Genomic DNA, 24,085 nt, shown 5'->3' on the forward strand with positions numbered 1-24,085 from the left:
CGACGTCGACGAGTTTCTCCTCGAAGTGGGGATCGTTCGAGAGCTTGAACGTGTCGATCAGCCACGGCTTGATGTTCCGTGCCCGCCAGATCCTCGCGATGGTGTCTTTGCCGACGTCGAACCGGTTTCCCATCGTGCGGGTCGACCAATGCGTCGACCCGTCTTCGGGGAGGGTATGGAGGGTGTCCTGAACGATCGCTTCGATCGTCTCGTCGGAGATCTCGGGTGGCCGGCCACGCCCGGGCCGGATCCGGCCTACACACGCCACGCCCTCAGCAGCGAACCGGGTCCGCCATCGTCGCACCGTCTTCGTTGACGCCTCCGAGCGGCGGGCGATCTCCTCGTTCGCGAAGCCGTCGCTCGCAAGGAGCAGGGCCCGAGCTTGACGAACCTGACGGTGCGCCAACGTCTGAGACTTCGCCATCGACTCAAGTTCACTGCGCTGCTCGGGCGACATCCGCAACGCTTCAGCAGTAGCAACCATCCCCCAACACTACACCGGTTCGCCATTTCAGCGACAGACCACTAGAACTGCGGCGGCTTTGCCGACGCTCAGAGGCCCATTGCGGCCCGCACCTGTGTGGCCGTCCGTTTCGGCAGCTTCTTGAGCGGCTTGCGCGGCGAGCCTGGAGTGAGACCGGCGGCTTCGGCGGCCACCTTCACGCCGGGAATCCCATACTGCTCGACGGCGAGGCTGAGTTTGGTGAGTTGTGCCTGGGCTTCTGTTGCCGAGGTGGCAGACCGTCGAGCTTTCCGCACCAGCCCTTGTACGAGTTCGGGCGCATAGTTGCCTGAGGCGGTGATCGACCCGTAGGCGCCGGCGGTGACGGAGAGGGCGATGGCTTTCGATGAACCTGCGAAGAGCACGAAGTCGTCGCCGGTCGCCTCGATGATCTGAGCCTTGCGGGCAGGATTCCCACCCGAATCCTTCATGCCGACGACGTTGTCGAGGGCGGCAATCCTGGCGAAGACCTGGATCGGCGGTTCGTAGGCGCTGTAGAGGGGCACCGAATAGATAAGCACCGGCAGCGCCGAAGCTTTGGCGACATCCTTGAAGAAGCCCTCTACGTACTCGTCGCGTCCGCGGGTCAGTGTGGTGGGGGTGAGGACGAGGACCGCGTCGGCGCCGCCGTCGGCAGCCTCATCGATCTGGCGCAGTGCGCCTCGCAGGGACTCCGACACGATGCCCGCGATGAGGAACGGTGTGCTGCCCAGCGTCGTCCGGGCGGTCTCCAACAGGGTCCGGCGTTCGCCGTTCTCGAGATATGGTCCCTCGCCGGTCGAGCCACCGATGAGGAACCCGGTGATTCCGCGTTCGCTGAGGGCCGTGAGGTTGGCGGCGTGAGCGTTGAGGTTGAGGTTGCCGTTGCCGGTGAACGGCGTGACGAGGGCGGGCATCATTCTTGGTGGTGTACGCATCCGCATACGGTAGCGGGTCACCATATGGCGACGTAAGTCAGCACGGCCTCCTCTCCCTCGGCGGCCAGAGTGAGATCCCACAGCTCAACGAGGAACACGACCCCGTCGTCGCCAGCGAATGTTCCCCTGTACCTGGGGAAGCCCTCGGCCGCTACGGATCCGAATGTGCCTGCGAGGCCACGCTCCCCGAGCTGTTGCTGGATCTCACCGACAAGGGTTGGGCCGTCGGTGGGGGGCAAGACGAACGAGGCAGGCTCGATGTGTACGGCACCCATACTCTCGGCCAGGTCGGCGGCCAGCGATTCGTCGAAGAGGGGATTGGTCGGCAGAACCTCCTCCGAGCCGGCCGGTACCCACGGATTTCCCGCCGACAGATCCTCCTCGGACACTCCGAGCCAGTTGGTGATCCAGTCGAGGCGCGTCTGATCGATCCAGTTGCCTCGGCCGACGGTGACGAGTGCCACGGATTCGGCGAGGTCCTCGACCGGATTGGTCCCCGCATATGCGGTGGGGGCGGGTCCCCCGGTGGGTTGCCAGTCGGGTTGGTCTGCATCCTGGGACTCATCGATCCAGTCGACGGCGGTCGCGAAGTCGCGTACGACGCTCGATCCAGCGTCGAGCTGTATGTTCGATATCCGGCCGGCGGTGGCGCCGCGTACGTAGTCGTCGTCGAGGGAGAACCACTGCGCAACGTGAGCAAGTTCGTGGGCAAGGGCATAGGTCAGGTCGAGGCGGGAGATGGGCCGGTCCCGGCCCGTGAACGTGCGATCCAGTAGGTAGATATCGGGTCCGAGCGTCAGGGTCACGGCAGAAGTGAGAGTTTCGGCGCCGGCGATGTCTGCGACCCTCACCAGGAACCTGGGGGTGCCGTGCGCCAGCAGAGGTGCGGGGACGTCGGTCAGAGCGGTGGTCAGCAGGGTCATCTCCCCGGGGTCGGCGGCGGCGGTGAGTCCGAGGACGGTCAGGTCACCGACGGACCGTTCCCAGACGACCCCATCAGGTGGTGGTGAGCCCAGGGCCGCCTGGGTCGCCGGGTCGTTGAGGTCGACGGCTGCCGCCCCGGTTGTGGTCGTTTTCACCGGGATTGTCGTCGGGTTGGTCGCCGCGCAACCGGCGAGGAGGGCCAGCAGGAGCATCGAGGTGATCACAGAGGTGGGTCGCACGTCCCCTTCATAGCATCCGAAGGACCCGGGGCGGGGGAGTGGTTGATCACGTACGCTTGGGGGACCGACCCCATCGGAGGAGAAACGTGCGCAAAACAACAGTTGTCGGCGCCGGGAAGTACGGGTCAACGACCGCGGAGAAGATCGCCAGAATGGACCTGGTTGATCAGGTGGTCATGACCGATATCCTCGAAGGTACCCCACAGGGCCTGGCGCTGGACATGAACCAGGCCCGCCCGGTCGAGAAGTACCGGACGCTGGTCGTGGGTACGAACGACTATGCGGATACAGCAGGTAGCGAGGTGGTCGTCATCACGGCCGGGTCGCCGCGCAAGCCCGGCATGAGCAGAATGGACCTCCTGACGGTCAACGCCAAAGTGGTGAAGAGCGTCACCGAACAGATCATGAAGTACTCCCCGGATGCCATCTTGGTAGTGGTGACCAACCCACTCGATCACATGACGACCCTGGCCGCCGAGGTCTCCGGCCTGCCGAAGAACAAGGTGATGGGTCAAGCCGGCATCCTCGACAGTTCGCGGCTTGCACACTTCATCAGCGAGATGGCAGACGTGGATATCTTTGATGTCGAAGCGTTGACGCTTGGTAGCCACGGACCGACGATGGTCCCCGTGCCTTCGCAGTGCAAGGTGGGCGGCAAGTCGCTCGAAGAGGTGTTCTCGGAGGAGCAGATCGAGGCCTTGATCGACCGCACCCGCAAGGGCGGCGCCGAGATCGTTGGACTCCTGAAGACGGGCAGCGCCTACTACGCGCCGTCGTCGGCGGCGGCTGCGATGGTCGAGGCGATCCTGACGGACTCCGGTGCCGTGTTGCCGGTGTGCGCCTACACGAGCGGCGAATACGGCGTCGTCCACGGCTACCTGGGCGTTCCGGCCAAACTGGGCGCCAACGGCGTCGAAGAAATCGTCGAGTTGCCGCTGACCGAAACCGAAATGGCTGCCCTGCACGAGGCTGCAGACGCGGTAGCCGCTAACGTGGCCGAGTTGCACAACGTGGATTACAGCTAGGAAACTGCTGCGCTGCCGCCGCCGTTCTGAGTTCTGGGTTGTGGGTTCTGAGGACCTGTCTCCTGAGAAGATGCGCGAAGCATTGCTCAGGAGGCTGTTGTGCAGGACTATCGGAAACTCGACGTTTGGAAACTCGCTCATTATCCGACCCTCGAGGTGTGTTTACCCGTGATCTGGTTAACTGGGCGTGACCGCCCACCGGAGTTCGGCCGGCAAGGCCGACCGGCTGCGAAGAATGCTGACATCTCTCGAACGCAGCGTGGCAACAACAAAGAACCTGGAACCCAAAACGTAGAACCGCGGTGGCAGTCCGTGTCGGGGACCCGGGAACTCGCGACCAGCAACCCTGCTTATACTTACAAAGTTGTAGTTACCCCTCAATGTCTGGAGGCAGACACATGAACAAAGGTGAGTTGATCGACAAGGTGGCCAAAGAGGCAGATATCACGAAGGTCGCCGCCAAGGCGGCGGTCGACACGGTCTTCGGTGAGATCACCGCTTCGATGAAGAAGGGTGATCGCGTCCAGATCGCCGGTTTCGGAAGTTTCTTCTCGGACAAACGTCCGGGACGCAAAGGCCTCAACCCGGCAACGGGCGAGTCGATCCGCATCAAGACCAAGTTCGTTCCGAAGTTCAAGGCCGGCACCGCGGTCAAAGAAGAGGTGGCCAAGCGCCGCAAGTAGGACCCGCAGGTTCTAGGTTTTGAGTTCTAGTGGTCCGTCGCGGATTTGGTGACTTGGTCTCCTGCCGGACGATCCCCGCTGTGGCAGGGTTCGTGGCACTGCCTACCCCGGTCATCAAATAGCAGACAGACCACTAGGTTCTGAGACGAACGGGGCGGTCCGCGCGGGCCGCCCCGTTTTGTCCCTTCTCCCGGCGTCTCAGCGGAGGGGGCGGTGGGGGAGAAGTGCGGAAGTGGCGTGAGGTCTCTCCGCGCGTTCCTCTCCCGGCGTTTGAGCCGGGGAAGGTGGTGGTCGCCGGCAGGCGAGCAGCGGAGGGGGCAATTGCATCGGGGGCGACCAGGCCGGCCCCAACGAACAACTCGCGACGAGAAACTCGCGACCCGCGACTCTCTTAATACTCGACTTCCATGGCGGCGGTGGCTGCGCCCCACTGCTGGATGACGTTCTGGTGCATCATGAGCTTGGCCAGGTTGCCGGTGACTTTGAGCTTGCCGGTCATAAACGCCGTCTGCGTGTTCAGCTCGCCTTTGGCGATTTCGGCGGAGGTCTCGTAGTTGCTCGTGATGCCAACGTCGGAGCCTTCGACCTCGCCCGAACTGGCTGTGGGTGCGCCGTTGTCGATCTTGAGGTAGTAGTTCTCGACGGCGCCTTCGGGCACGTCGGTCACATTGAACTGGAAAGCAAGACTGATGCCGGCGGCGGCGCTCTTGAACCCATCGTGGGCATTGAGGGCTGCGTTGAGGGCGGCGACCCAGTCTTCAGTGAGGAACTTGACGGCCATATCTGACTACTCCTTTTCGGCGAATCTACCGAAGGGTAGCAAGGGTCCAGAAGTCGCGGGCGCCCGACTCGGTTAGCGCCAGAGCTTCGCTTCCGCCACATTGAGGCTTCCGCTCGGCCCGTTGTTTGGAAATGTCCCGGCAGGGATGTTGGCCGCTGGTATCAAGAAACTTGTGACCTGCGTGACACTTATTGTCTTGCAGTTGAACGGGCCTGCCCCTTCGCACAATTCGGTCACATCTTCACCCGGATAGAATTCCACCCCACAAGTGGTGCCGTCGCAGTTGAAGTACAGCCCATGCAAGAAAACACCCTCGAACGTGAGGATGGTTCGGAGTCCTGTTCCGGTTGGCCACGTCGCTTCCTCGAATCTCGGAACCTGCACTAGACGAGGTGAGTACTTGATAGTGGAATCAAACGTGGGATTGCCGCTTTGAAGGCAGGTTGACATGTTCGCTTGTTTCTGAAGCGCAGTATTTGAGGCATTGAACTTGCTGGCATTGCACTCGGAACCGCCCCCCCTTAGGTAATCCCACAGCGGCCGATTGTCGAGATTCAGGCTTACGGCACCGTCCCGGATACTTCTCTTGGGATTCGTGCCTTGCTGGAGCCGCGATGGGAGTCCAGCGTATGTGCTGTTGCTGATGAGCCCGGGCTCGATAGCAAAGCCGTCACCTGGTTGAACCCAGAGTTGATTCGGGGGAAGGATCTCATCGCATTCGTCGGGTCGAAGTGGGTTAGTCCCATGGATCTCTACGAAGTGATCGAGTCCAAGCGCTAGGTTGGTGGAGTAGCGGCTTTGATTAAGACCGGAGCAGCGGCGAGTCGTGCCTATGTCGTCGATGCCCATCTCGTCGTTTCCGAAAAGCGGGCTATCGACTATGAAAAAGTTACCAGTTTGAGGAGGTGCAGTGTCGCAGGGCGGCACTACGTTTCCCGGAGGCCCGGTCCGCAGACATTGCAGTCCGGCGGTCGATTCGCTGGTTAGGCCGAACGGAAGAATTCCCCCCCCTTCGGTTGGAGCAACGTCGGCGATGGCGAAAGCATCCGTTGTGAGTTGATTGATGCCCAGTATTCGACCGAACGTCGTGTCGATCGTCTGCACGGGGATCTTCACCTGCAGATACCCGTTGTTGGCGGCCGAAATGCATGGGTAGGAGTTACCGGAGGAATCCGTGAGTGCAGAGAAGTCCGGCCCGTAGCTGTCCATGAGCGGATTGGTGCATGCAAGCCAGTCGGCATTGCTGATAGTTGCCCTTACGTTCTTGTTGGCGATGTCCTTGACCTGGGCGATGATGTCGTCCTCGGTCCCGGCCAGTTCGAGGGCACCTGCCATCACTGCAACATCAGCTGCGGTCTGATCCTGGCGGCGCTCGTTGAGGCCGGCCCCGATGTCAATTACGAGAGCGGCAAAGCCCACCAGAACCACCATCGAAGCCGCGACAAGAATGGCTGTGGCGCCTCGATCGTCTTGAGTTGCACGAGCTAGGGAGTGCATGTGTACGTTCCTCCAGACGCCCAGGTCGCCTTCTGTTCAAGGCGGATCTCCACCGTGGTTGATAAGGCAGCCGGCATCGCCCAATCGAGGAATCCTGAGAGGGAGGTATAGGGAGAGAGCACGACAGAGACACGGGCGAGTTGTCCGACTTCGGCGGTTCCAAGCAGGCTGAAAGTGATGACCTGACCGTCCGAGAAGTCCATCGAGTCGCACGTCGATGCTCCCATCGCCGCGACGCTGCCGAAGTTGACCGCTGCCAGGCGCGCTGCCTCTCGGGCCCCGTGGCGGACATCGAGGTTGTTGCCGAATGCCCAGCCAAACTCAATCATTCCCATCAGCAGCAGCATGAGAAATGGGAGGACTATTGCGAATTCCACCAAGGCGGCACCGTCTTCACGGTCTTTCCTCAGGCGTCTGTTGAACCAACCGATCATGTCTACAGCCTCCCCCGGCAATCTTCGCTCGAGCGCGGCGCGCTTAAAAATCTCACTGAGTGCATTCTAGGCAAGTGTCGAGCGGAACCGGAATAGAGAAATCGACGGTCGTGCGTCCCCAGATGCGTTGTCGTCTCGGCCATATCATGCTCCGCTCGCGTTTGTAGCAACGCCCTCGCCGGCCTCGCCCCAGCCTAGCGCGTCTACCACGCCAGGTATTCAGGTTACCACTTAGAGTGGGATTATTCAATGGGAGATTGTTGCTCGTCGCGGGTAGCTAGTCGCGGGTTTGCCCCCTCCGTCCTGCCGCCCGGCGGCAGGCCACCTCCCCCGCACCTGCGGGGAGGAACGCAAAGAAGTGGGTTTGCCCTCTCCGTCCTGCCGCCCGGCGGCAGGCCACCTCCCCCGCACCTGCGGGGAGGAACGCGAAAAGCGGGTTCTGCCCCCTCCGCTTTCGCCTTTCGGCGAAACCACCTCCCCCGCGTCTGCGGGGGAGGAACGCGAAAAGCGAGTTTGCCCTCTCCCTTGTGTGCCCACGGCTCAATGCCTATGGCCCACCGCCGGTCGGCAAAGCAAGCCCCCCTACCCCAGCGGCAATAGCCGCTGCGGTACCTTCCCCCCTCCGGGGGGACCGAGGGCGTTCGCCTATGCCTTCTGGCCGAGCAAGCGCCGGTTCTTGAACTTCGCTTTGATGTAGTCCTTGTTCATCATGGCGATGAAGTCGATCGTGATCGACTTCGGGCAGGCTGCTTCGCACTCTCCGTGGTTCGTGCAGGAGCCGAAGAACTCCTCCATCGTGTCCACCATGCTCACGACGCGGTCGTAGCGTTCCGGCTGACCTTGCGGGACCATGTTCAGTTGGGCCAGCTTGGCCGAGGTGAACAACTGGGCGGCGCTGTTCGGGCAGGCCGCCACGCAGGCGCCACAGCCGATGCAGGCCGCCGCGTCGAAGGCGATGTCGGCTACCGCTTTCGGTACCGGGACCATGTTGGCGTCCGGGGCCGATCCGGTCGGTACCGTGATGTAGCCGCCGGCTTCGATGATCCGGTCGAATGAACTGCGATCCACGACCAGGTCGCGAATGACCGGGAAGCCGGTGGCCTTCCACGGTTCGAGGACGATCTCGTCGCCGTCCTTGAACTTCCGCATGTGCAGCTGACACGTGGCCGTCCCCAGCTGATCACCGTGCGGGTGACCGTTGATCATGATTCCGCACATGCCGCATATTCCTTCGCGGCAGTCAGAGTCGATCGAGAACGGTTCAATGCCCCTCTCAACGAGCTTCTCGTTGACGATGTCGCACATCTCGAGGAACGACATGTGATCGCTGATGTCGGTTGCTTCGTAGGTTTCGAATCGTCCCGGCGCCTCTGGGCCGTCCTGGCGCCAAACTTTGAGTGTGACGTCCATTACTTGTAGCTCCTTTGCGCCAGCTCAACGTTTTCGAACACGAGCTGCTCCTTGTGCAAGGTTGGTTCTTCGCCAACCCCGTTGAACTCCCACGCCGCTACATAGGCGTAGTTCTCATCGTCACGCAGCGCCTCGCCCTCCGGGGTCCGGCTCTCCTCCCGGAAGTGGCCACCGCAAGACTCACGACGATTGAGGGCGTCGATCGCCATCAGCTCGGCGAGTTCCAGGAAGTCGGCGACCCGGCCGGCCTTTTCGAGTGTCTGATTGAACGACTCGTTGGTGCCGGTGACCTTGACGTCCTTGTGAAACTCCGCCCGGAGCCTCCGGATCTCGGCGATGGCTCTCTTCAAGCCCTCCTCGTTCCTGGCCATGCCGACTTCGGCAATCATCACCTTGCCCAGCTCCCGATGGAAGTAGTCGGGTGATCTAGTGCCGTTGATGGCGATCAACTCATCGATCTGATCCTTGACCGCCTTCTCGCCGGCCTTGAAAGCGGCGTGGTCGGTCGGAACCGGATCGGTACCCAACTGGTCGGACAGATAGTCGCCGATCGTGTTGGGCAACACGAAGTATCCGTCCGCCAAACCCTGCATCAGGGCGGAAGCACCCAGGCGGTTGCCGCCGTGGTCGGAGAAGTTTGCTTCGCCGATTGCATAGAGTCCCGGAATCGTCGTCATCAGGTTGTAGTCCACCCACAACCCCCCCATCGTGTAATGGGGGGCCGGGTAGATCCGCATCGGCACCTTGTACGGGTTCTCGTCTGTGATGCGCTCATACATCTCAAAGAGATTGCCGTAGCGTTGCTCGATGACATCCTTGCCGAGGCGACCGATCGCTTCTGCGAAGTCGAGGTAGACGCCGTTCTTGAGTGGTCCAACTCCGTAGCCCTCGTCGAACATGACCTTGGCCGCCCGGCTGGCCACGTCGCGCGGGACGAGGTTGCCGAAGGCGGGATAGCGGCGCTCGAGGAAGTAGTCGCGGTCGGCTTCGGGGATCTGATCGGGGGAGCGGGCCTCGTTCTTGTCTTTCGGTACCCAGATGCGTCCGTCGTTGCGCAGCGACTCCGACATGAGGGTCAGCTTCGATTGGAACTCCTCCGAAGCCGGGATCGCCGTCGGATGGATCTGGGTGAACGACGGGTTGGCGAACAACGCCCCGTGCTTGTGAGCACGCCACACGGCGGTGCCGTTGCACATCATCGCCATCGTCGACAGGTAGTAAGCATTGGCGTAGCCACCGGTCGCCAGCACGACCGCGTGCCCGGAGAACGAACGGATCTCGCCCGTCACCAGATCTCGAGCGACCACACCGACCGCTTTGCCCTCGTGGACAACGACGTCGAGCATCTCCATCCGGTTGTAGAGCTTGACCTTGCCCAACTCGATCTGGCGGGCCATCGCCTGGTAGGCGCCAAGCAGCAGTTGCTGACCGGTGGCCCCCCGGCTGTAGAACGTGCGTGAGACCTGCGCACCACCGAATGACCGGTTGTCCAGCAGTCCTCCGTACTCACGTCCGTAGGGAACGCCCTGCGCCGCCGTCTGGTCGATGATCTCGTTTGAGACCTCCGCCAGGCGGTACACATTGGCCTCACGGGAGCGGTAGTCACCACCCTTGATCGTGTCGTAGAAGAGGCGGAAGACTGAATCCCCGTCGTTGTGGTAGTTCTTGGCGGCGTTGATCCCACCCTGGGCGGCGATCGAGTGGGCTCGCCGGGGCGAGTCGTGGTACGTGATCATCGTCACGTTGTAGCCGAGTTCGCCGAGCGTGGCTGCGGCGCTGGCTCCGGCCAGGCCGGAGCCGATGATCACTACTTCGTACTTGCGTTTGTTGGCCGGGTTGACCAGCTTCAAATCGAAGCGGGCATTCGACCATTTCTCTTCGAGCGGCCCCTCGGGGACCTTTGCGTCGAGAACGATATTGCTCATCTCTGCATCCCCTTCTAACCGACCCAGCCGGCCCAGATCGAAAGCGGGAAGCTCACGTTCCCGATGATTACGACTCCGGCGAACGCCGCCGCGAACCATTTCCGCCACGGATTGAACCGCGGATTGTTCCACCCGAGGCTCTGGAACAAACTCCAGGCGCCGTGGAAGATGTGGACGCCGACCAGGATGTTGGCGACGATGTAGAAGATCGCCACTGCCGGTTGCGTGAAGCTTGCCAGCATGTTGTGGCGGATCTCTCCGGTGATGAAATCGGGGTTGGTCGAGCCGATCGTGAGATCGGCGAGGTGGAAGAGGATGAACGCCAGGATGATGACGCCCGACCAGCGCATCGTTCGAGACGCGTAGTTCGCCACGAGATACTCGCGGGGCGCCTGGTACTTCTGTGGTCGTGCTTTTCGATTGATGATCGTCAGTGCGTAGGCGGCATGGATGTGGAGAACGATCGAGACCGTCATCACCGCCCGGAAGATCCACAGGAATGCGGTCTTCGGCAGCAATGGTTCTCCGAGTTCTCTGAGCCACTCGCCGTAATGGTCGATGGCGTACACGCCCAGATCATCTGCTCCGAGGTAGATCTTCAAGTTCCCGAACATGTGAACGAAGACGTACCCGAGGATGATGATCCCCGTGACGGCCATGACCCACTTCTTGCCGACGGCCGAGCTGTAGAACTCAACCAGGAAGGGACGCGGCCCCTTCTTGGTCGGCGTGCCGGTCGCAGTCACTGCGCCTCCTCGGTGGTTCTAGCTGATGGCATTACAGCCTAGAAGGGAAGGGCGGGGGCTGTGGCACGGGGCTGTGGGGCCATTGGTCACATTCGGGCGGCGGGCGGTCGCCCGCCGCCAGCAGCCAGAGGTTTTGGGTTTTAGGTTTTAGGTTGTGCGTGGATGAAGTGGGGCCGCGAGTGCCTGCGGCCCTGGGGCCAATTGCCAATCGCCAATTGCCTCCGGGGCACGACGCCCCATCTACCCAACGACTCCCAAGTAGGAATAGTGCGTACGCCCCATAGATCCGTCTTGACAGCGCGCGCGCCGACAACGATGATGACAAAGATGTAACTACACGGGTGTAAGGGTTCATTGTTGCAACGCACACTTATTGAAGCACTCGCGGTCGACGATCTCGCCTGGCAGGACTTCTCCAGTTGCCGCGGTGCCGATGCCGATCTGTTCTTTCCAGAACGCGGCGCATCGACGCGCAAAGCGAAATCCATATGCATGGCCTGCGAAGTCCGGGTTGAATGCCTGGAGTTCGCCATTGTGAGCGGGGAGAAGTTCGGGATCTGGGGCGGTCTGTCGGAGCGTGAGCGGCGGAAGATCCGTAAAGAACGCTCGATAGCAGCCCGCCGTCGCGAAGCGGTCTAGGGCAACAGGTTCCGGGTTTTGAGGTTCTGGGTTTTACTTGGAACCTACCAACCCAAAACCTGGGACCTTGGGCTACACCCGGTGGTTCCCTCGCCCTCTTCTAGTATCCAGGTCTAGATAGCTACAAGAAAGGTCGACGTGAAGGCAGGTGGCATCTTCCTCATTGTCGTTGCGGTCGTGCTGGTCGTGGTGTCGATCATGTTGCGCAACCGTCGTGAACTCCTGAAAAAGGAATACGGGATAACCGGCGAGAACAAGGCGCCACAAGCCGAGATCGACGTCGAGCACCCCCGCCCACACGTCGCCGAATTCCACGTTCGCGGCGAGGTCGCCACCGTGACCTTCGATGTTCCGCTTCCGGAGGGCGACGTCGACGAAGTACTGAAAGAACTGCTGCTCCACGAGTCGATTGAGGTCGTCCGTGAGAAGCGACACACGCTGCCGATCGACATGGTCACCAAGGTCGTGGCGATGGCAGGGCGCAACGGTGAGCCACGTCGGGTGGGGGCAATCAATCTCCCGGAACCGGGCGTCCTCCCGCCTCCCTCGGTCGCACCGCCGGCATTCTCATTCGGCCACATTGCCTACGATCCGCTCGAAGAAGAGTTTTCAGGCGAGAAGCCCGAAAACATCCCGTCCCTGGCCGACACGAAGGCATCGGATCTCCTGGCTCCAATCGGATCGGAGCTTCGGCTCCCGAGGGCGGTCGATCTCGGCTTGCGCGCCCAGGGTATCGACCCGGCGACGATGCAGGCTGGAGACCTGGTGCGGGCCATGCTCACGATGTTCGGCTATCGCCTCTCTCCTGGCGTGAACGACGACACATTCATTGCCGAGAAGGCCGGGGTCCGGACGTTCATTCGCCAGGTCCCTCACGAAGAAGGCGGCTACCCCGAGCTCGAAGGCGGTGTCATCAGCCGGTTCGTCGCCGAAGTAGCTGGAGCCAAGACCGACCGGGCTCTTCTCGTTACGGACAAGTTCGGCCCCTTCGAGGTCTACGAACGGGAGCGCCGGGATCCCCGTTGCCGGTTCATCACCCGCGAGCGGCTGCAGAAGTTCGTTGATTCGATGGCGCTCGAGTAGCCAATCTCTGATTGGCTACTCCCGTTTTAGGTTCTACGTTCTGAGTTCTGAGTAGCTCCAGGCCGCGTTAGGACCTATAACCCAAAACCCAGAACCGACTCAGCGGCGATCGATCGAGGACTCACCAGGGAACCGCTCAAACGCTTTGTGCGTCTCAACCTCGAAGGTTTGTTCGGCAACGAGGGTTATGATGCGGGTAAAGGGAGATATCCATGTTTGGACTCAAGCCAACCGAGTTACTCATAATCTTGGCGATCGTCCTGCTCCTCTTCGGGGCTCGGAAGCTCCCCGACCTTGCCCGTTCGCTCGGTGCGTCGGCAAAGGAGTTCAGGAAGGGCCTCGAGGCGGGTGTCGATGAGAACTCGCCTGAAGAACACACTGATACCTAGGAACTCAATCTTGCCATCCGGCGTTCTTCGGGTAGGCACACGTGCCTGAAGACGTTCCTCTCAGCTGGGAAGAGGTGGCCCGGACTCATGGCCGGAAGATCTACAACTTCGCATATCGGCTCACCGGAAACCCGGATGATGCTGCCGATCTCGCTCAGGAAGTGCTTCTGCGCGTCAGACGCGGACTTGCCGGCTATCAGCCCGGATCCTTCGAGGGCTGGCTCTGGCGTATCACCCGCAACGCTTTCCTCGATGACGTTCGCCGCAAGAACCGGCGCCCAATCTCGGCTCTGCCGGACGAACTCGATCGTTTCGCGGCAATCAGCACACCGTCGCCCGACGACGTGCTCGCCTCCCTTCGCCTTGGGGATGATATGCAGAAGGCCTTGCTCGGTCTGCCGTACGACTTCCGGGAGGCCGTCGTGATGTGTGATGTAATCGGCCTCTCGTACGATGAGATCGCCCTCGCCTCCGCCGTGCCGGTCGGCACGGTGCGCAGCCGGATTCACAGGGGCCGGAAGATGCTGAGGGAGGCTCTGGGATGACCCATCTAGGCGAACTCCTCTCCGCCTACCTCGACGGTGAAGTCACGGAAAGCGAGCGAAATCTCGTCACGTCGCATATCGGCGATTGCGCCACCTGCCAGACGGAACTCGCCGACCTCCACCTGGCGCGATCGGCACTCCGTTCGTTGCCGGTACTCGATCTCCCCGCCGGACTCCTCAACGGCGGTGACGTTGACGTGGTGATTCCATTGGTTCGGCGGCCGCGGGTATGGATGGCGGCGGCAGCGGCCACCGTTGCGGTCTTCGTTGGTGTCGCCACCTTCGTGACGCCGGAACCGACGGTGCCGATCACCTTCAATGAGATCAGCCTCGAGCACAACAACCGGTCGCAACTCGATCCGCTGCTGACACCCGGCAAGGCCGTTCCGGCTGTTTCCCTGCCGATCGGAGGCGCCGAATGAGACGCGGCGCTTTTGTCTTCCTTCTCATCGTCGCCATGGTGATCGGAGCCGGGCCAGCCTTGGCGCTGGATGATCTCACCCCGTATCTCGAACAACAGTCGGCTGCCGAGTTCAGTGGTGAGGAAAGCGTTGTCTGCTACACGCCCGACGGCGTTGTCTCGGAACTCACCGTTGTGCGTCAGGCCAATGGGGTGCGCGTGGTCGAGGACGGCGAAGGCGCAATAGGGGTCACCCGGGTCTACCACGGCGACAACTGGGTGCTCGGAGACCAATACCGCGTCGAAGTATCGGGTCGGGATCGATTCTTGAGCCGTCCGGTGACGGTGGTCGATGTAGTCGAGGACGACCTCGTGCGGGTTGGATTGTTCTTCGATCAATCGTCGGGGGCGTTGCTCGCCTCAGACGTTCACAACGCCGACGGCTCGACCTACTGCTCGAGTCGGTTCTTGAGCTTCGATCCGAAGACGCCCGTCATCCCGGACGACCTGCTCGCCGGCCTCACGACCCGACCTGGATCGAGCGAAGCGGGCGTAGTGGACGCCGATGCCTTCCCGAAGGAAATCGCCGGGTTCTCCTTGACCGAGGTTTCCGAAGGTCCGGCCGCGGGCGTGACGAATGGCTACTACGCAGATGGGATCTTCTCGTTCACGGTGTTCGTGTCGGAGCGCGCCATCGAGGTTCCAGAACTCGCCGATGCACCGGTCGTGAAGATGCGGGGCGGCGAGTACCAGCGACAGTTCTATCCAGGACAGGTGATCCTCGCCTGGGAGACCAGGTCTGGTGGAATCGTTCTGGTCGGCGATCTTCCGCTCGATCTCCAGGAAGATGTGCTCGAAGCTCTGCCTGCCCCGGGCAAGCCGAACTTCTTCGTCAGGTTCTGGAGAGGTTTGTTCGGCTAGGAACTGCTCAGCCGTCGATCGCTTCCAGAGCCTTCGGGTAATCGGCCACCGAGCGCCGGACGGTCAAAGAGTCCGTGGCGATGATGTCGCGCACGATTCCGTCTGCGTCGAGGACATAAGTAGCCCGCCAGGCGCTACCTGTCGTCTCATTGAAACACCCAAACGCCTGGGCGGTGGCGCCGTGTGGCCAGAAATCCGAGAGGATCGGGAACGTGAAGTTCTGAGAATCCGACCACGCCTTGTTGGCAGGACGGGTGTCGCACGTGATCGAGATTACATTGGCGTCGAAACGCTCGAGTTGGTGCAGGTTGTCGCGGATGTCGCACAACTCGCCTTCGCAGTTGCCGGTGAACGGGAACGGAATGAAGACGATCAGCGACTTGCGGCCCTTGAGGTCGCCGAGCGAGACCTCGTTACCGTCCTGATCCTTGAGCGTGAAATCCGGGGCAGCATCGCCGATGGAGATTGGCATCTGAACTCCTCTGTGGTGTCTGGAAAACGGTAGCAAGAGGCAATTGGCAATTGGCCCCGTGCGAAACCTGCGGGTGCTGAGATCGCCCGGCCCACACGGCTCGGCTAGATCCCATCTTCCAGCAGTACTCGCGCCGCCCAGCCGACCGGGTCCTCTAGTTCGGCAAGTGTCGGCAGGTGGTCCGGAGACTCCCAGACCTGGTGCAGCGCGTCGTCGCCCCAGCGTCGCTCGACCTCTGCGCAGAACCTCGCACCAAGCCGGTACTGCTCTTGCTTGAGCTCGAGTCCGAGCAGCTTGTTGAGCCCTTGCTCGCCATGCGCCGGTTCCGACCGCCTGGCGTCCATCGCCGCTCGCAGGCGGTCGAGATCGGGCAGGAGCTTGGTGGCGGCGCGGTCCATTATGTAGTCGCCGTATCCTTCGAGCATCGCCATCAGGGCTTGGGCATCCTCGAGAGCCGGTAGCTGGGCTTCGGTCGACAGGAGTCCGGCCAGGCCGGTCGGATCCTCCATCATCTTCTCGAGCTGCGACGGATCCTGCATCTGCTGCAGGCGGTCGGTGATCCCGGACATGTCGACCTCGATGCTCCCGACGTACCGCTCGACCAGATCGAAGAAATGCTGCCGTACCCATGGCACTGAGAACTCGGCCTGGTGGGTCACCTCGTGCATGGCCACCCACAGGCGCACATTCTGCGGCTCCAGCCCGTTGTCTCTGGCGAACGCCTCGATGTTGGGAACGACGTAGTAGACATCCTGGACGTCGGCGGTCGGAAGTCCGATATCGAATTGGCCGAGAACCCGGTGACTGAGGAACCCAACCATGACGCCCATCTGCATGCCGAGCAAGGCCGGTCCCAACGGTTTGAGTATGGCGTCGAGTGGTCCTCCACCCGAGGAGGTGTCGAGCTTCTCCGCCAGTGGTTCGACGAGGTAGCGGAAGCTGCGAAGGTTCTCTGTTGCCCAGCTGACCCGATCGACTGGCGACCCCGAGAGCGCCGACCGGACTTCGAGAGGAGTGGATTCGGCGATCTGTAGTTGGGCCAGGCGGGTGAGCTGCTGGTATTCGTCCGCCAACCACGGATCGATCGGCTCGGGCTCGCCCGTGAGATGGTTGGCCACCTCTCGGGCCAGGCGCCAATTGATGGGGCCGGGTTGGTTGAAGAGCTCGAAGAGCTGCGAGAAGAGGTCTTCGCTCACAGGTCTTCAGGGCGCTGGCCCAACTCCACGTTCAACTCCATTTCATTGCCGTCCCGGTTGACAACAACATCGATTTCGTCGCCTGCCCGGTACGAGCGAAGAATCGACAGGAGATCGAACGTCGTTCTCACCGGTGTGCCGTTGATAGAGACGACGATGTCACCCACCTCTGCGCCGGCCACCTGGATGGCGGAACCCGTTGCGAAGCCGGTGACGGCAGCTCCGGATGGGATCTCTGCTCCCTCATCCGATTCGCTCAGCGCGTCGTCGACACCGATACCGAGATAGGCGTGATGAACGACTCCGTCGGCGATCAGGTCGGCCGCCAGACGTTTGACCATATCGACGGGCACCGCAAAGCCGAGCCCCTCCGCGCCGACATCGCTGACCCCGATTGCGGTGGTGATGCCGATCAGCTGGGCCTGGCCGTTGAGCAGTGCCCCGCCACTTGATCCAAGCGTGATGGGGGCATCGGTCTGCAGCAGCCCGTACAGTGCATCGTTCTGCCCGGGTCCGGTCGATAGCTGACGATTGAATGCCGAGACCACCCCGGCAGTGACCGACGGGCCGCCTTCCAGACCGAGCGGGCTCCCCACGGCGATGGCTTCGTCGCCGATCGCCAGTTCGTCGATATCGGCGAACTCGATTGAGGCGAGACCGATGGCATCGATCTTGAGTACGGCGATGTCGGTCAACGGGTCGGTCCCCACGACTTCGGCAATGAATCTTCGTCCATCAGAGAAGACCACCTTCGTGATCACCGTGTCCTCGACGACGTGGTTGTTGGTGAGGATGTATCCGTCCGACCTGAAGACGACTCCTGAGCCGGTGGCGAAGGCTCGGAAGACCAACTCGGTTTCGCCTTCAGACGGCACGCTGACGTTGTCGCCGACTTCCACGGTCACGATGGCCGGGATCGCTCTGGCGGCAACTGCTGCGACACGGGAGTTGCCGTCCAGTGGAGTGATGATCACGGCACCGGGCGGATCGTCGCTCACCGCATCGAGGGCAGGCTCGGCTAACGGCTCGACCTGCGTGATGCCCGTCCCGGTCCCGGCCTGGACGTCGTCTTCGAACACCCCGCCTATCCACAATGCCCCGACGGTGAGGGCGCTTCCGATGAGGCCGCCGATGATGGCCAGCAGCACACTTCCCCGTCGACGGACTCTCGCCTTTTTGGCGGGCCGTTGGCCGGCGTCGGTTGGGGCCGGCGTCTCCGTCGGGGCAGGAGGTGGAGGCGGCGTCACCGGGGCCGTCCGGGGCCGATGGAACGGAGGAAGCTCGGGCTGGCTCATAAACTGCATTGTATGAATGAACCACGGGTAAGGACGAAGCTGCTCGTCAGCGCCGACCCACTCGACATCGCCCGGGTGGCCGAGAGCATCAGCTCGCCCGAGAGCGGAGCTTCGGTCATCTTCACCGGAACGGCGCGCAACTACTCGCCGGGCAAGACCGGAGTGACGCACCTCGACTACGAGGCCTACCCGGAGCAGGTCGAAGCCAAGGTCGGAGCAATCGTCGTAGAAGCAAGGGAGAAGTGGTCGATCTTGCATGTGACGGTTGCCCATCGCGTCGGGCGCGTCGATGTCGGAGAGCCGTCGGTGGTGGTGGCCGTCTCATCCGCTCACCGGGCCGATGCGTTCGAAGCCGCCAGGTTCCTCATCGATGAACTCAAGGAGCGGGCGCCGATCTGGAAGAAGGAACACTGGAGCGGTGGCGCAGATTGGGTCGAGGGAGCCTAAGAGCAGGTTCTCGGTTGTAGGTTCTACGTTCTGGGTCTTCGGTTCCGGAGCTCTCGAGCGCGAAAAGTCCCGACATTCCGACGCGGAGGCGTGACCGTGAATAGAATGCCCCCACCCGGACGGACGGTGGAGGTAGGGGTCGTTGCTTGAAGTGGCCAACCTGGAAGTCGTATATCACGATGTGATCCTCGTGCTGCGGGGGATCTCGTTTCAGGTTCCCGAGGGGAAGATCGTGGCCCTGCTGGGGGCAAACGGCGCCGGCAAGACCACCGTCTTGCGCGCCATCACTGGTTTGCTCGACGTCCACAACGGAGACATCACCAAAGGCGAGATCAGCGTCGACGGAAGCGTCATCACCAAGGCTCGCCCATCACAGATCGTCGGGCGGGGGGTAACGCAGGTTCTCGAGGGCAGGCGGGTGTTTGGAGAGTTCACCGTCGAAGAGAACCTCCGCGTTGGCGCCCATACCAGCAAGGGCGATGTGGAATCGCATACCTCTCGCGTCTTCGACCTCTTTCCGATTCTCAAAGAGCGACGCAAGTCGCTGGCCGGCTACCTCTCCGGCGGAGAGCAACAGATGCTCGCCATCGGCCGCGGGATGATGTCCGATCCCAAGTACCTGCTCCTCGACGAGCCCAGCCTCGGGCTCGCCCCTCTCCTTGTTCAGCAGATACGCGACATCATCGTCGAGATCAATGAGCAGGGGACCGGGGTGCTCCTCGTCGAGCAGAACGCCAACATGGCCCTCTCGATCTCAGAACACGGATACATCATGGAGACCGGGAAGATCGTGATGGACAAGCCTTCTGATCAACTCATGCGGGACGAAGACGTCCAGGAGTTCTACCTCGGTCTGCACGCAGCCGGCGGCGAACGGAAATCCTTTCGGGATGTCAAGCACTACAAGCGACGGAAGCGGTGGTTGTCGTGAGCGACCATCTGCTGGCCTTCAACGAAGTACGGCTCTCGTTCGCCGGCGTCACCGCCATCGATGGGGTCAGCTTCCACGTCGACGACGGGGAACTCTTCGCCATCATTGGTCCGAATGGCGCCGGCAAGACATCGATCTTCAACTGTCTGAATGGTGTTTATCATCCCCAGGAAGGCGCCATCCTCGTCGACGGAACCGGGATCGTCGGCATGAAGCCACACCGCATCGCCCAGTTGGGGGTTGCGCGAACCTTCCAAAACATCGAACTGTTCTCCAACCTGACCGTGCTCGACAACATCCTGCTCGGCCGCAATCTCCGCATGAAGTCCGGCGTGCTTGCTTCCGCCCTGTTCTGGGGATGGGCGAAGCGAGAAGAGACCGAGCACCGAAGACGGGCTGAGGAGATCATCGACTTTCTCGAGATCGAAGCCCACCGCAAGAGCCTGGTCGGGATGCTGCCCTACGGCATCCAGAAACGGGTCGAACTGGGTCGGGCGCTGGCGATGGACCCGCGCATCCTCTTGCTGGACGAACCGGCCGCCGGGATGAACCTCGAGGAGACCGAGGACATGGCTCGCTTCATCCTCGACATTCAGGATGAGCTCGGCATCGCCATGATCCTCGTAGAGCACGATATGGGTCTCGTGATGGACATTGCCGATCGGGTAATGGTCCTCGACTTCGGTCGCAAGATCGCGGAGGGTCTGCCGGCGGCCGTTCAGCGAGATCCGGACGTGATCAAGGCGTACCTCGGCGAGGAGTTCGAACCACACGGCGATGAACCCATCGGTGTCGCCAAGGAAACAGGTGATCAACCATGACGAGCACGCTCGAACGTTCAGGCACCGGCGCCTCCGCTCTGGGAGTCAACAGCATTCCTGCCCTCCTCCGGTCGATTGCCCGGGAGGAGCCGAATCGGGTAGCTCTCCGGGAGAAAGAGTTCGGGATCTGGCAGGAGACCACCTACGGCGGCTACTGGGACCTGGTGCAGGCAGCCGCGATGGCGATGTGGTCGCTCGGCGTCCGCCCGGGCGACAAGGTGGCCATCCAGTCGGAGAATCGGATCGCCTGGGTGGTGTCCGACATCGCCGCCGCTGCGATTCAAGCCGCCTCGGTCGGTTTGTATGCCACCAATCCGGCCGCCGAGGTCGAGTACCTGCTGTGGCACAGTGAGGCGAAGGTGCTCATCGCCGAGGATCAGGAACAGGTCGACAAGGCGCTGGCGGTGAAGGACAGCCTGCCGAATCTCACCAAGATCATCTACGTGGAACCGCGCGGCGTTCGGTCGTACAACGATCCGATGCTCATGTCGTGGGAGGTGTTCCTCGGCCTGGGCAGGGCGGCACTCGAGGAGTCACCGCGCCGCGTCGATGAACTCGTCGACGGTATCGACCCGAACGAGGTTGGGACGCTGGTGTACACATCGGGAACGACCGGTCCGCCTAAGGGCGCCATGCTCTCCCACAACAACATGATTTGGGTGGCGGAGAGCGGGCGAAAGCTCATTGCCGGTGAATCCGTGCCCCAATCGGTCCAATATCTTTCGTACCTGCCGCTGTGTCACGTCTTCGGACGCCTCTACGACCTGGCCGGCGCCCTGGCCATGCGGGCGACGGTCAACTTCGCCGAGTCCATCGAGACCGTTGTTTCGGACCTGACCGAGATCCAGCCGACCTACTTTCCCGCTCCGCCGCGGATCTGGGAAAAGATGCACGCCGGCGTGCAGATCCGCATGGCAGATGCCTCGCCGATCAAGAAGGTCCTCTACAAGATCTTTCTCAGCACCGGCATGAAGAACGCCGATCGGCTCCTTGGCAAGGGATCCCGGGGCTTGTGGGGAAGCATTACACACGCGGTCGGTGATGTGCTCGTGTACCGGGCACTCAAGAGGAAGATCGGGATGCAGAGGTGCCTGCAGGCCGTCAGCGGTTCGGCGCCCATCGCCCCGGAAGTACTCAAGTTCTTCATGGCTCTCGGCGTCCCCATCTACGAGGGATGGGGGATGACCGAGACAACGGCGGTCGGCACCGTGACCACCCGCGACGAGATCGAACTGGGCACGATCGGCAAGCCGATCGACGATGTGGAGATCGAACTGGCGGAAGACGGCGAGATGCTGGTCCGTTCACCCGGGATCTTCCTGGGCTATTTCAAGAATCCCGAGGCAACGGCCGAGACGATCGACTCCGAAGGATGGATGCATACGGGTGACGTTGCCGAGTGGACGGAGCGGGGTTTCCTGCGCATCGTCGACCGCAAGAAGGACATCATCATCACCGCCGGTGGAAAGAACATCTCACCCTCGGAGATCGAGAACAAGCTGAAGGTCTCTCCCTTCATCAAAGAGGCCATGGTCATCGGGGACCGTCGCAAGTTCCTGACCGCACTGATCGGAATCGAGTTCGACACGGTGGCCAACTGGGCTCTGCGGAAGAACATCACCTTCACGACCTATCGCGACCTGTCCGAGAAGCCGCAGGTCCGGGAGCTGATCCAGAAAGCAGTCGACACTGCCAACGAACACTTTGCCAGGGTCGAGACGATCAAGAAGTTCGCGCTCATCCCCAAAGAACTGGATCATGAGGAAGGCGAACTCACGGCTACGCAGAAGATCAAGCGCCGCGTGTTGACCGACCAATTCTCCGACATCATCGAGGAGATGTACGCGTGACGACGTTCCTGCAGGCCACGGTCGCCGGGCTTTCGCTGGCCTCGATCTACATGCTGCTGGCGCTCGGGTTCGTCATCATCTACAAGTCGATGCAGGTGCTCAGCTTCGCCCATCCAGCCATCATGTTGTTCGCTGCCTACATGGTGTCCTGGTTCTCGGTCGACAAGGATCTGAACTTCTGGCTGGCGCTGGCGCTCGGGGTCGTAGCCGCCGGCGCCATGGGGTGGCTGGCGGAGCGGATCGCGGTGCGCCCGATGATCGGGAAGCCGCTGTTCGCCATTGCCATCCTGACGATCGGTCTCGACATCGCCATCCGCACGCCGATCAACAACCTGATCGGAATCAATATTCGTTCGGTCGGAGATCCCTGGGGGTTCGGAACCTGGCAGATCGGTGGGGTGGTCGTCCAGCACCGTGCGGTCGCCATGATCGTTACCGCCTTCATCGTGGGCAGCTTGCTGTTCGCCTTCTTCCGATATTCGAGAGTTGGCCTGGCCATGCGAGCGACGGCCATCGACCAGGAAGTCGCTCTGGCACAGGGGATTTCGGTTGGACGGATCTTCTCGCTGGCCTGGATCATGGCGGGCGCCATGGCGGCTCTAGCCGGAACGTTCGCTTCGTCCGATCTGAGCGGCCTTTCACAGAGCACCTATATCGTGGCTCTGAAGGCCCTTCCGGCCATCGTCGTAGGCGGCCTCGATTCGATCGGCGGGGCAGTGGTGGGGGCGCTGATCATCGGCCTCGCAGAGGCATACACCGCCACGTATCAGAGTCAGCACCTGAGTTTCCTGGGTGGCAACTTCAGTCAGGTAGTCCCGTACCTCGTGCTGCTGATCGTGTTGCTGATCAAACCGTACGGGTTGTTCGGGACCGAGGAGGTTGAGCGGGTATGAGAGGCCGTCCGAACCTCTTCACCCGGTACGAGGCGGATGCCGGCATCTTCCCCAGCAACACCCAGCGGGTCTGGTTCGTCATCGGTTTGATCGCGGTTGCTGTACTCCCCATCTGGCTGCCGCGCGACTGGATGATCTTGATTGCCACGGCGTTCATCGCGTCGGTGGGAGTGATCGGCCTGAACCTCATCACCGGATATGCCGGCCAGGTCTCGCTGGGTCACGCCTTCTTTCTGGGTATCGGCGCCTATGCAGGAGCTGCACTGGGCGGGGCGGCGACGGATCGCGTAACGGGACTCGGCATCGACATCCTCATCTGGCTGCCGGCGGCCGGCCTGGCCGCCGGGTTGGTCGGAGCGATCATTGCCCCCGTCGCAGTACGCCTCAGAGGTCTCTACCTGGCGTTCCTAACGCTCGGCCTCGTGTTTCTCGGCGAGCACATCTTCCGCGAGTGGGACTCCGTGACTGGTGGGCCCGGGATCGGGCGAGAGCCTGCGGAACTCAGTTTGCTCGGGTGGAGGTTCGACCTCGATGGCACCATCGGTGGTTTCAATGTCACCCGCGAACAGCAGATCTACTGGCTCGGGCTGGTGGTGCTGATCTTCATGGGGTTCATGGCGAAGAATCTGGTCCGCTCCCGGATCGGGCGGGCCTTCGCGGCGATCCGCGATCGGGACATCGCCGCAGAGGTGATGGGTATCGACCTGACCCGGTACAAGGTACTCGCCTTTGCGGTGTCGTCGTTCTATGCGGGGGTAGCGGGAGCGTTGTTGTTCACGGTGACGGGATTTGTGAACACAGCCTCCTTCAACCTGCTGCTCTCGATAAACTACATCGCGATGGTGGTGATCGGCGGGGCAGCCAGCATTGCCGGTTCGATCATGGGGGCGGCGTTTCTCACCTTGTTGCCGCGCATGATCGACGCCGCCGGTGATGTGCTGCCCTTTCTGGAGGTGGGTTCGCAAGGCATACTGAGCACGTCGCAACTCGAGCGGGTCATTTTTGGTGTTCTGATCATCGCCTTTCTGATCTTCGAGCCGATGGGGCTCTACGGCATTTGGATTCGGATTCGAAACTACTGGAAGGCCTGGCCTTTCTCGTACTGAGGCTTCCGGGGTAG

General features: G+C 61.8%; 26 protein-coding genes. 14 read left to right on the forward strand and 12 right to left on the reverse strand.

Going from position 1 to position 24,085, the window contains the following annotated elements:
* From P1T08_03010 to P1T08_03020, 3 genes are all read right to left on the reverse strand, one after another.
* Nucleotides 1–484: helix-turn-helix domain-containing protein (locus P1T08_03010; GenBank protein ID MDF1595061.1), on the reverse strand; the 484-nt coding region annotated here is incomplete at its 3' end.
* A gap of 68 nt (nucleotides 485–552) precedes the next feature.
* Nucleotides 553–1,419 (reverse strand): dihydrodipicolinate synthase family protein, encoded by an 867-nt coding sequence (locus P1T08_03015; protein ID MDF1595062.1) that lies wholly within the window; start codon nucleotides 1,417–1,419, stop codon nucleotides 553–555.
* A 17-nt stretch (nucleotides 1,420–1,436) separates the two neighbouring features.
* The gene (locus tag P1T08_03020) at nucleotides 1,437–2,582 is read right to left on the reverse strand and encodes a hypothetical protein (protein ID MDF1595063.1); all 1,146 of its coding nucleotides are present in this window, start codon (nucleotides 2,580–2,582) and stop codon (nucleotides 1,437–1,439) included.
* 86 nt (nucleotides 2,583–2,668) lie between these two features.
* Between P1T08_03020 and mdh the strand changes: the two genes are divergently transcribed.
* Together mdh and P1T08_03030 are read left to right on the forward strand one after the other, a co-directional pair.
* A complete protein-coding gene (gene mdh / locus P1T08_03025) occupies nucleotides 2,669–3,607 on the forward strand; it encodes a malate dehydrogenase (protein ID MDF1595064.1) in 939 nt (312 codons plus the stop codon).
* A 380-nt stretch (nucleotides 3,608–3,987) separates the two neighbouring features.
* Nucleotides 3,988–4,290 carry an HU family DNA-binding protein gene (locus P1T08_03030; GenBank protein ID MDF1595065.1) on the forward strand — a complete coding sequence of 101 codons (303 nt, stop codon included), beginning with the start codon at nucleotides 3,988–3,990 and terminating at the stop codon, nucleotides 4,288–4,290.
* Between the two features lie 391 nt (nucleotides 4,291–4,681).
* On the opposite strand, the gene P1T08_03035 is transcribed toward P1T08_03030, so the two are convergent.
* From P1T08_03035 to P1T08_03060, 6 genes are all read right to left on the reverse strand, one after another.
* A complete protein-coding gene (locus P1T08_03035; GenBank protein MDF1595066.1) occupies nucleotides 4,682–5,071 on the reverse strand; it encodes an SCP2 sterol-binding domain-containing protein in 390 nt (129 codons plus the stop codon).
* A 72-nt stretch (nucleotides 5,072–5,143) separates the two neighbouring features.
* Nucleotides 5,144–6,568 (reverse strand): pilus assembly protein TadG-related protein, encoded by a 1,425-nt coding sequence (locus P1T08_03040; protein MDF1595067.1) that lies wholly within the window; start codon nucleotides 6,566–6,568, stop codon nucleotides 5,144–5,146.
* Nucleotides 6,556–7,002 carry a pilus assembly protein gene (locus P1T08_03045; GenBank protein ID MDF1595068.1) on the reverse strand — a complete coding sequence of 149 codons (447 nt, stop codon included), beginning with the start codon at nucleotides 7,000–7,002 and terminating at the stop codon, nucleotides 6,556–6,558. The genes P1T08_03040 and P1T08_03045 overlap by 13 nt, the downstream gene beginning before the upstream one ends.
* A 645-nt stretch (nucleotides 7,003–7,647) precedes the next feature.
* Nucleotides 7,648–8,412 carry a succinate dehydrogenase/fumarate reductase iron-sulfur subunit gene (locus P1T08_03050; protein MDF1595069.1) on the reverse strand — a complete coding sequence of 255 codons (765 nt, stop codon included), beginning with the start codon at nucleotides 8,410–8,412 and terminating at the stop codon, nucleotides 7,648–7,650.
* Nucleotides 8,412–10,337 (reverse strand): fumarate reductase/succinate dehydrogenase flavoprotein subunit, encoded by a 1,926-nt coding sequence (locus P1T08_03055; protein ID MDF1595070.1) that lies wholly within the window; start codon nucleotides 10,335–10,337, stop codon nucleotides 8,412–8,414. The genes P1T08_03050 and P1T08_03055 overlap by 1 nt, the downstream gene beginning before the upstream one ends.
* A gap of 14 nt (nucleotides 10,338–10,351) precedes the next feature.
* The gene (locus tag P1T08_03060; protein ID MDF1595071.1) at nucleotides 10,352–11,083 is read right to left on the reverse strand and encodes a succinate dehydrogenase cytochrome b subunit; all 732 of its coding nucleotides are present in this window, start codon (nucleotides 11,081–11,083) and stop codon (nucleotides 10,352–10,354) included.
* A gap of 354 nt (nucleotides 11,084–11,437) precedes the next feature.
* On the opposite strand from P1T08_03060, the gene P1T08_03065 reads away from it, so the two are divergent.
* From P1T08_03065 to P1T08_03090, 6 genes are all read left to right on the forward strand, one after another.
* A complete protein-coding gene (locus tag P1T08_03065; GenBank protein ID MDF1595072.1) occupies nucleotides 11,438–11,722 on the forward strand; it encodes a WhiB family transcriptional regulator in 285 nt (94 codons plus the stop codon).
* A gap of 138 nt (nucleotides 11,723–11,860) precedes the next feature.
* Nucleotides 11,861–12,805, forward strand: coding sequence for a hypothetical protein (locus tag P1T08_03070; protein ID MDF1595073.1), 945 nt, complete (start codon nucleotides 11,861–11,863; stop codon nucleotides 12,803–12,805).
* A gap of 212 nt (nucleotides 12,806–13,017) precedes the next feature.
* Nucleotides 13,018–13,194, forward strand: coding sequence for a twin-arginine translocase TatA/TatE family subunit (tatA, locus tag P1T08_03075; GenBank protein ID MDF1595074.1), 177 nt, complete (start codon nucleotides 13,018–13,020; stop codon nucleotides 13,192–13,194).
* A 41-nt stretch (nucleotides 13,195–13,235) separates the two neighbouring features.
* Nucleotides 13,236–13,739, forward strand: coding sequence for a sigma-70 family RNA polymerase sigma factor (locus P1T08_03080; GenBank protein ID MDF1595075.1), 504 nt, complete (start codon nucleotides 13,236–13,238; stop codon nucleotides 13,737–13,739).
* Entirely contained in the window at nucleotides 13,736–14,161 is a 426-nt protein-coding gene (locus tag P1T08_03085; GenBank protein ID MDF1595076.1) for a zf-HC2 domain-containing protein, read from the forward strand. Before P1T08_03080 ends, P1T08_03085 begins: the two co-directional genes overlap by 4 nt.
* Nucleotides 14,158–15,060, forward strand: coding sequence for a hypothetical protein (locus P1T08_03090; GenBank protein ID MDF1595077.1), 903 nt, complete (start codon nucleotides 14,158–14,160; stop codon nucleotides 15,058–15,060). The genes P1T08_03085 and P1T08_03090 overlap by 4 nt, the downstream gene beginning before the upstream one ends.
* A gap of 7 nt (nucleotides 15,061–15,067) precedes the next feature.
* Here P1T08_03090 and P1T08_03095 read toward each other — a convergent pair whose 3' ends face one another.
* The 3 genes from P1T08_03095 to P1T08_03105 all read right to left on the reverse strand — a co-directional run bounded on the left by P1T08_03095 (nucleotide 15,068) and on the right by P1T08_03105 (nucleotide 18,023).
* On the reverse strand, nucleotides 15,068–15,532 hold the full coding sequence (locus tag P1T08_03095; protein MDF1595078.1) for a redoxin domain-containing protein: 465 nt from the start codon (nucleotides 15,530–15,532) through the stop codon (nucleotides 15,068–15,070).
* Nucleotides 15,533–15,636: 104 nt separating this feature from the next.
* Nucleotides 15,637–16,728 carry a zinc-dependent metalloprotease gene (locus P1T08_03100; GenBank protein ID MDF1595079.1) on the reverse strand — a complete coding sequence of 364 codons (1,092 nt, stop codon included), beginning with the start codon at nucleotides 16,726–16,728 and terminating at the stop codon, nucleotides 15,637–15,639.
* On the reverse strand, nucleotides 16,725–18,023 hold the full coding sequence (locus P1T08_03105; protein ID MDF1595080.1) for a trypsin-like peptidase domain-containing protein: 1,299 nt from the start codon (nucleotides 18,021–18,023) through the stop codon (nucleotides 16,725–16,727). Before P1T08_03105 ends, P1T08_03100 begins: the two co-directional genes overlap by 4 nt.
* Nucleotides 18,024–18,035: 12 nt before the next feature.
* Between P1T08_03105 and P1T08_03110 the strand changes: the two genes are divergently transcribed.
* The 6 genes from P1T08_03110 to P1T08_03135 all read left to right on the forward strand — a co-directional run bounded on the left by P1T08_03110 (nucleotide 18,036) and on the right by P1T08_03135 (nucleotide 24,071).
* Entirely contained in the window at nucleotides 18,036–18,470 is a 435-nt protein-coding gene (locus P1T08_03110) for a molybdenum cofactor biosynthesis protein MoaE (GenBank protein ID MDF1595081.1), read from the forward strand.
* Nucleotides 18,471–18,612: 142 nt separating this feature from the next.
* On the forward strand, nucleotides 18,613–19,401 hold the full coding sequence (locus tag P1T08_03115; protein MDF1595082.1) for an ABC transporter ATP-binding protein: 789 nt from the start codon (nucleotides 18,613–18,615) through the stop codon (nucleotides 19,399–19,401).
* Nucleotides 19,398–20,222, forward strand: coding sequence for an ABC transporter ATP-binding protein (locus P1T08_03120; protein MDF1595083.1), 825 nt, complete (start codon nucleotides 19,398–19,400; stop codon nucleotides 20,220–20,222). Before P1T08_03115 ends, P1T08_03120 begins: the two co-directional genes overlap by 4 nt.
* Nucleotides 20,219–22,072, forward strand: a complete 1,854-nt coding sequence (locus P1T08_03125) for an AMP-binding protein (GenBank protein ID MDF1595084.1) — start codon at nucleotides 20,219–20,221, stop codon at nucleotides 22,070–22,072. The genes P1T08_03120 and P1T08_03125 overlap by 4 nt, the downstream gene beginning before the upstream one ends.
* A complete protein-coding gene (locus P1T08_03130; protein ID MDF1595085.1) occupies nucleotides 22,069–22,965 on the forward strand; it encodes a branched-chain amino acid ABC transporter permease in 897 nt (298 codons plus the stop codon). The genes P1T08_03125 and P1T08_03130 overlap by 4 nt, the downstream gene beginning before the upstream one ends.
* On the forward strand, nucleotides 22,962–24,071 hold the full coding sequence (locus tag P1T08_03135) for a branched-chain amino acid ABC transporter permease (protein MDF1595086.1): 1,110 nt from the start codon (nucleotides 22,962–22,964) through the stop codon (nucleotides 24,069–24,071). Before P1T08_03130 ends, P1T08_03135 begins: the two co-directional genes overlap by 4 nt.
* The last annotated feature ends 14 nt before the right edge of the window (nucleotides 24,072–24,085 follow it).

The organism is Acidimicrobiia bacterium (assembly GCA_029210695.1).
Taxonomy (GTDB): Bacteria; Actinomycetota; Acidimicrobiia; order Spongiisociales; family JAHEDJ01; genus JAHEDJ01.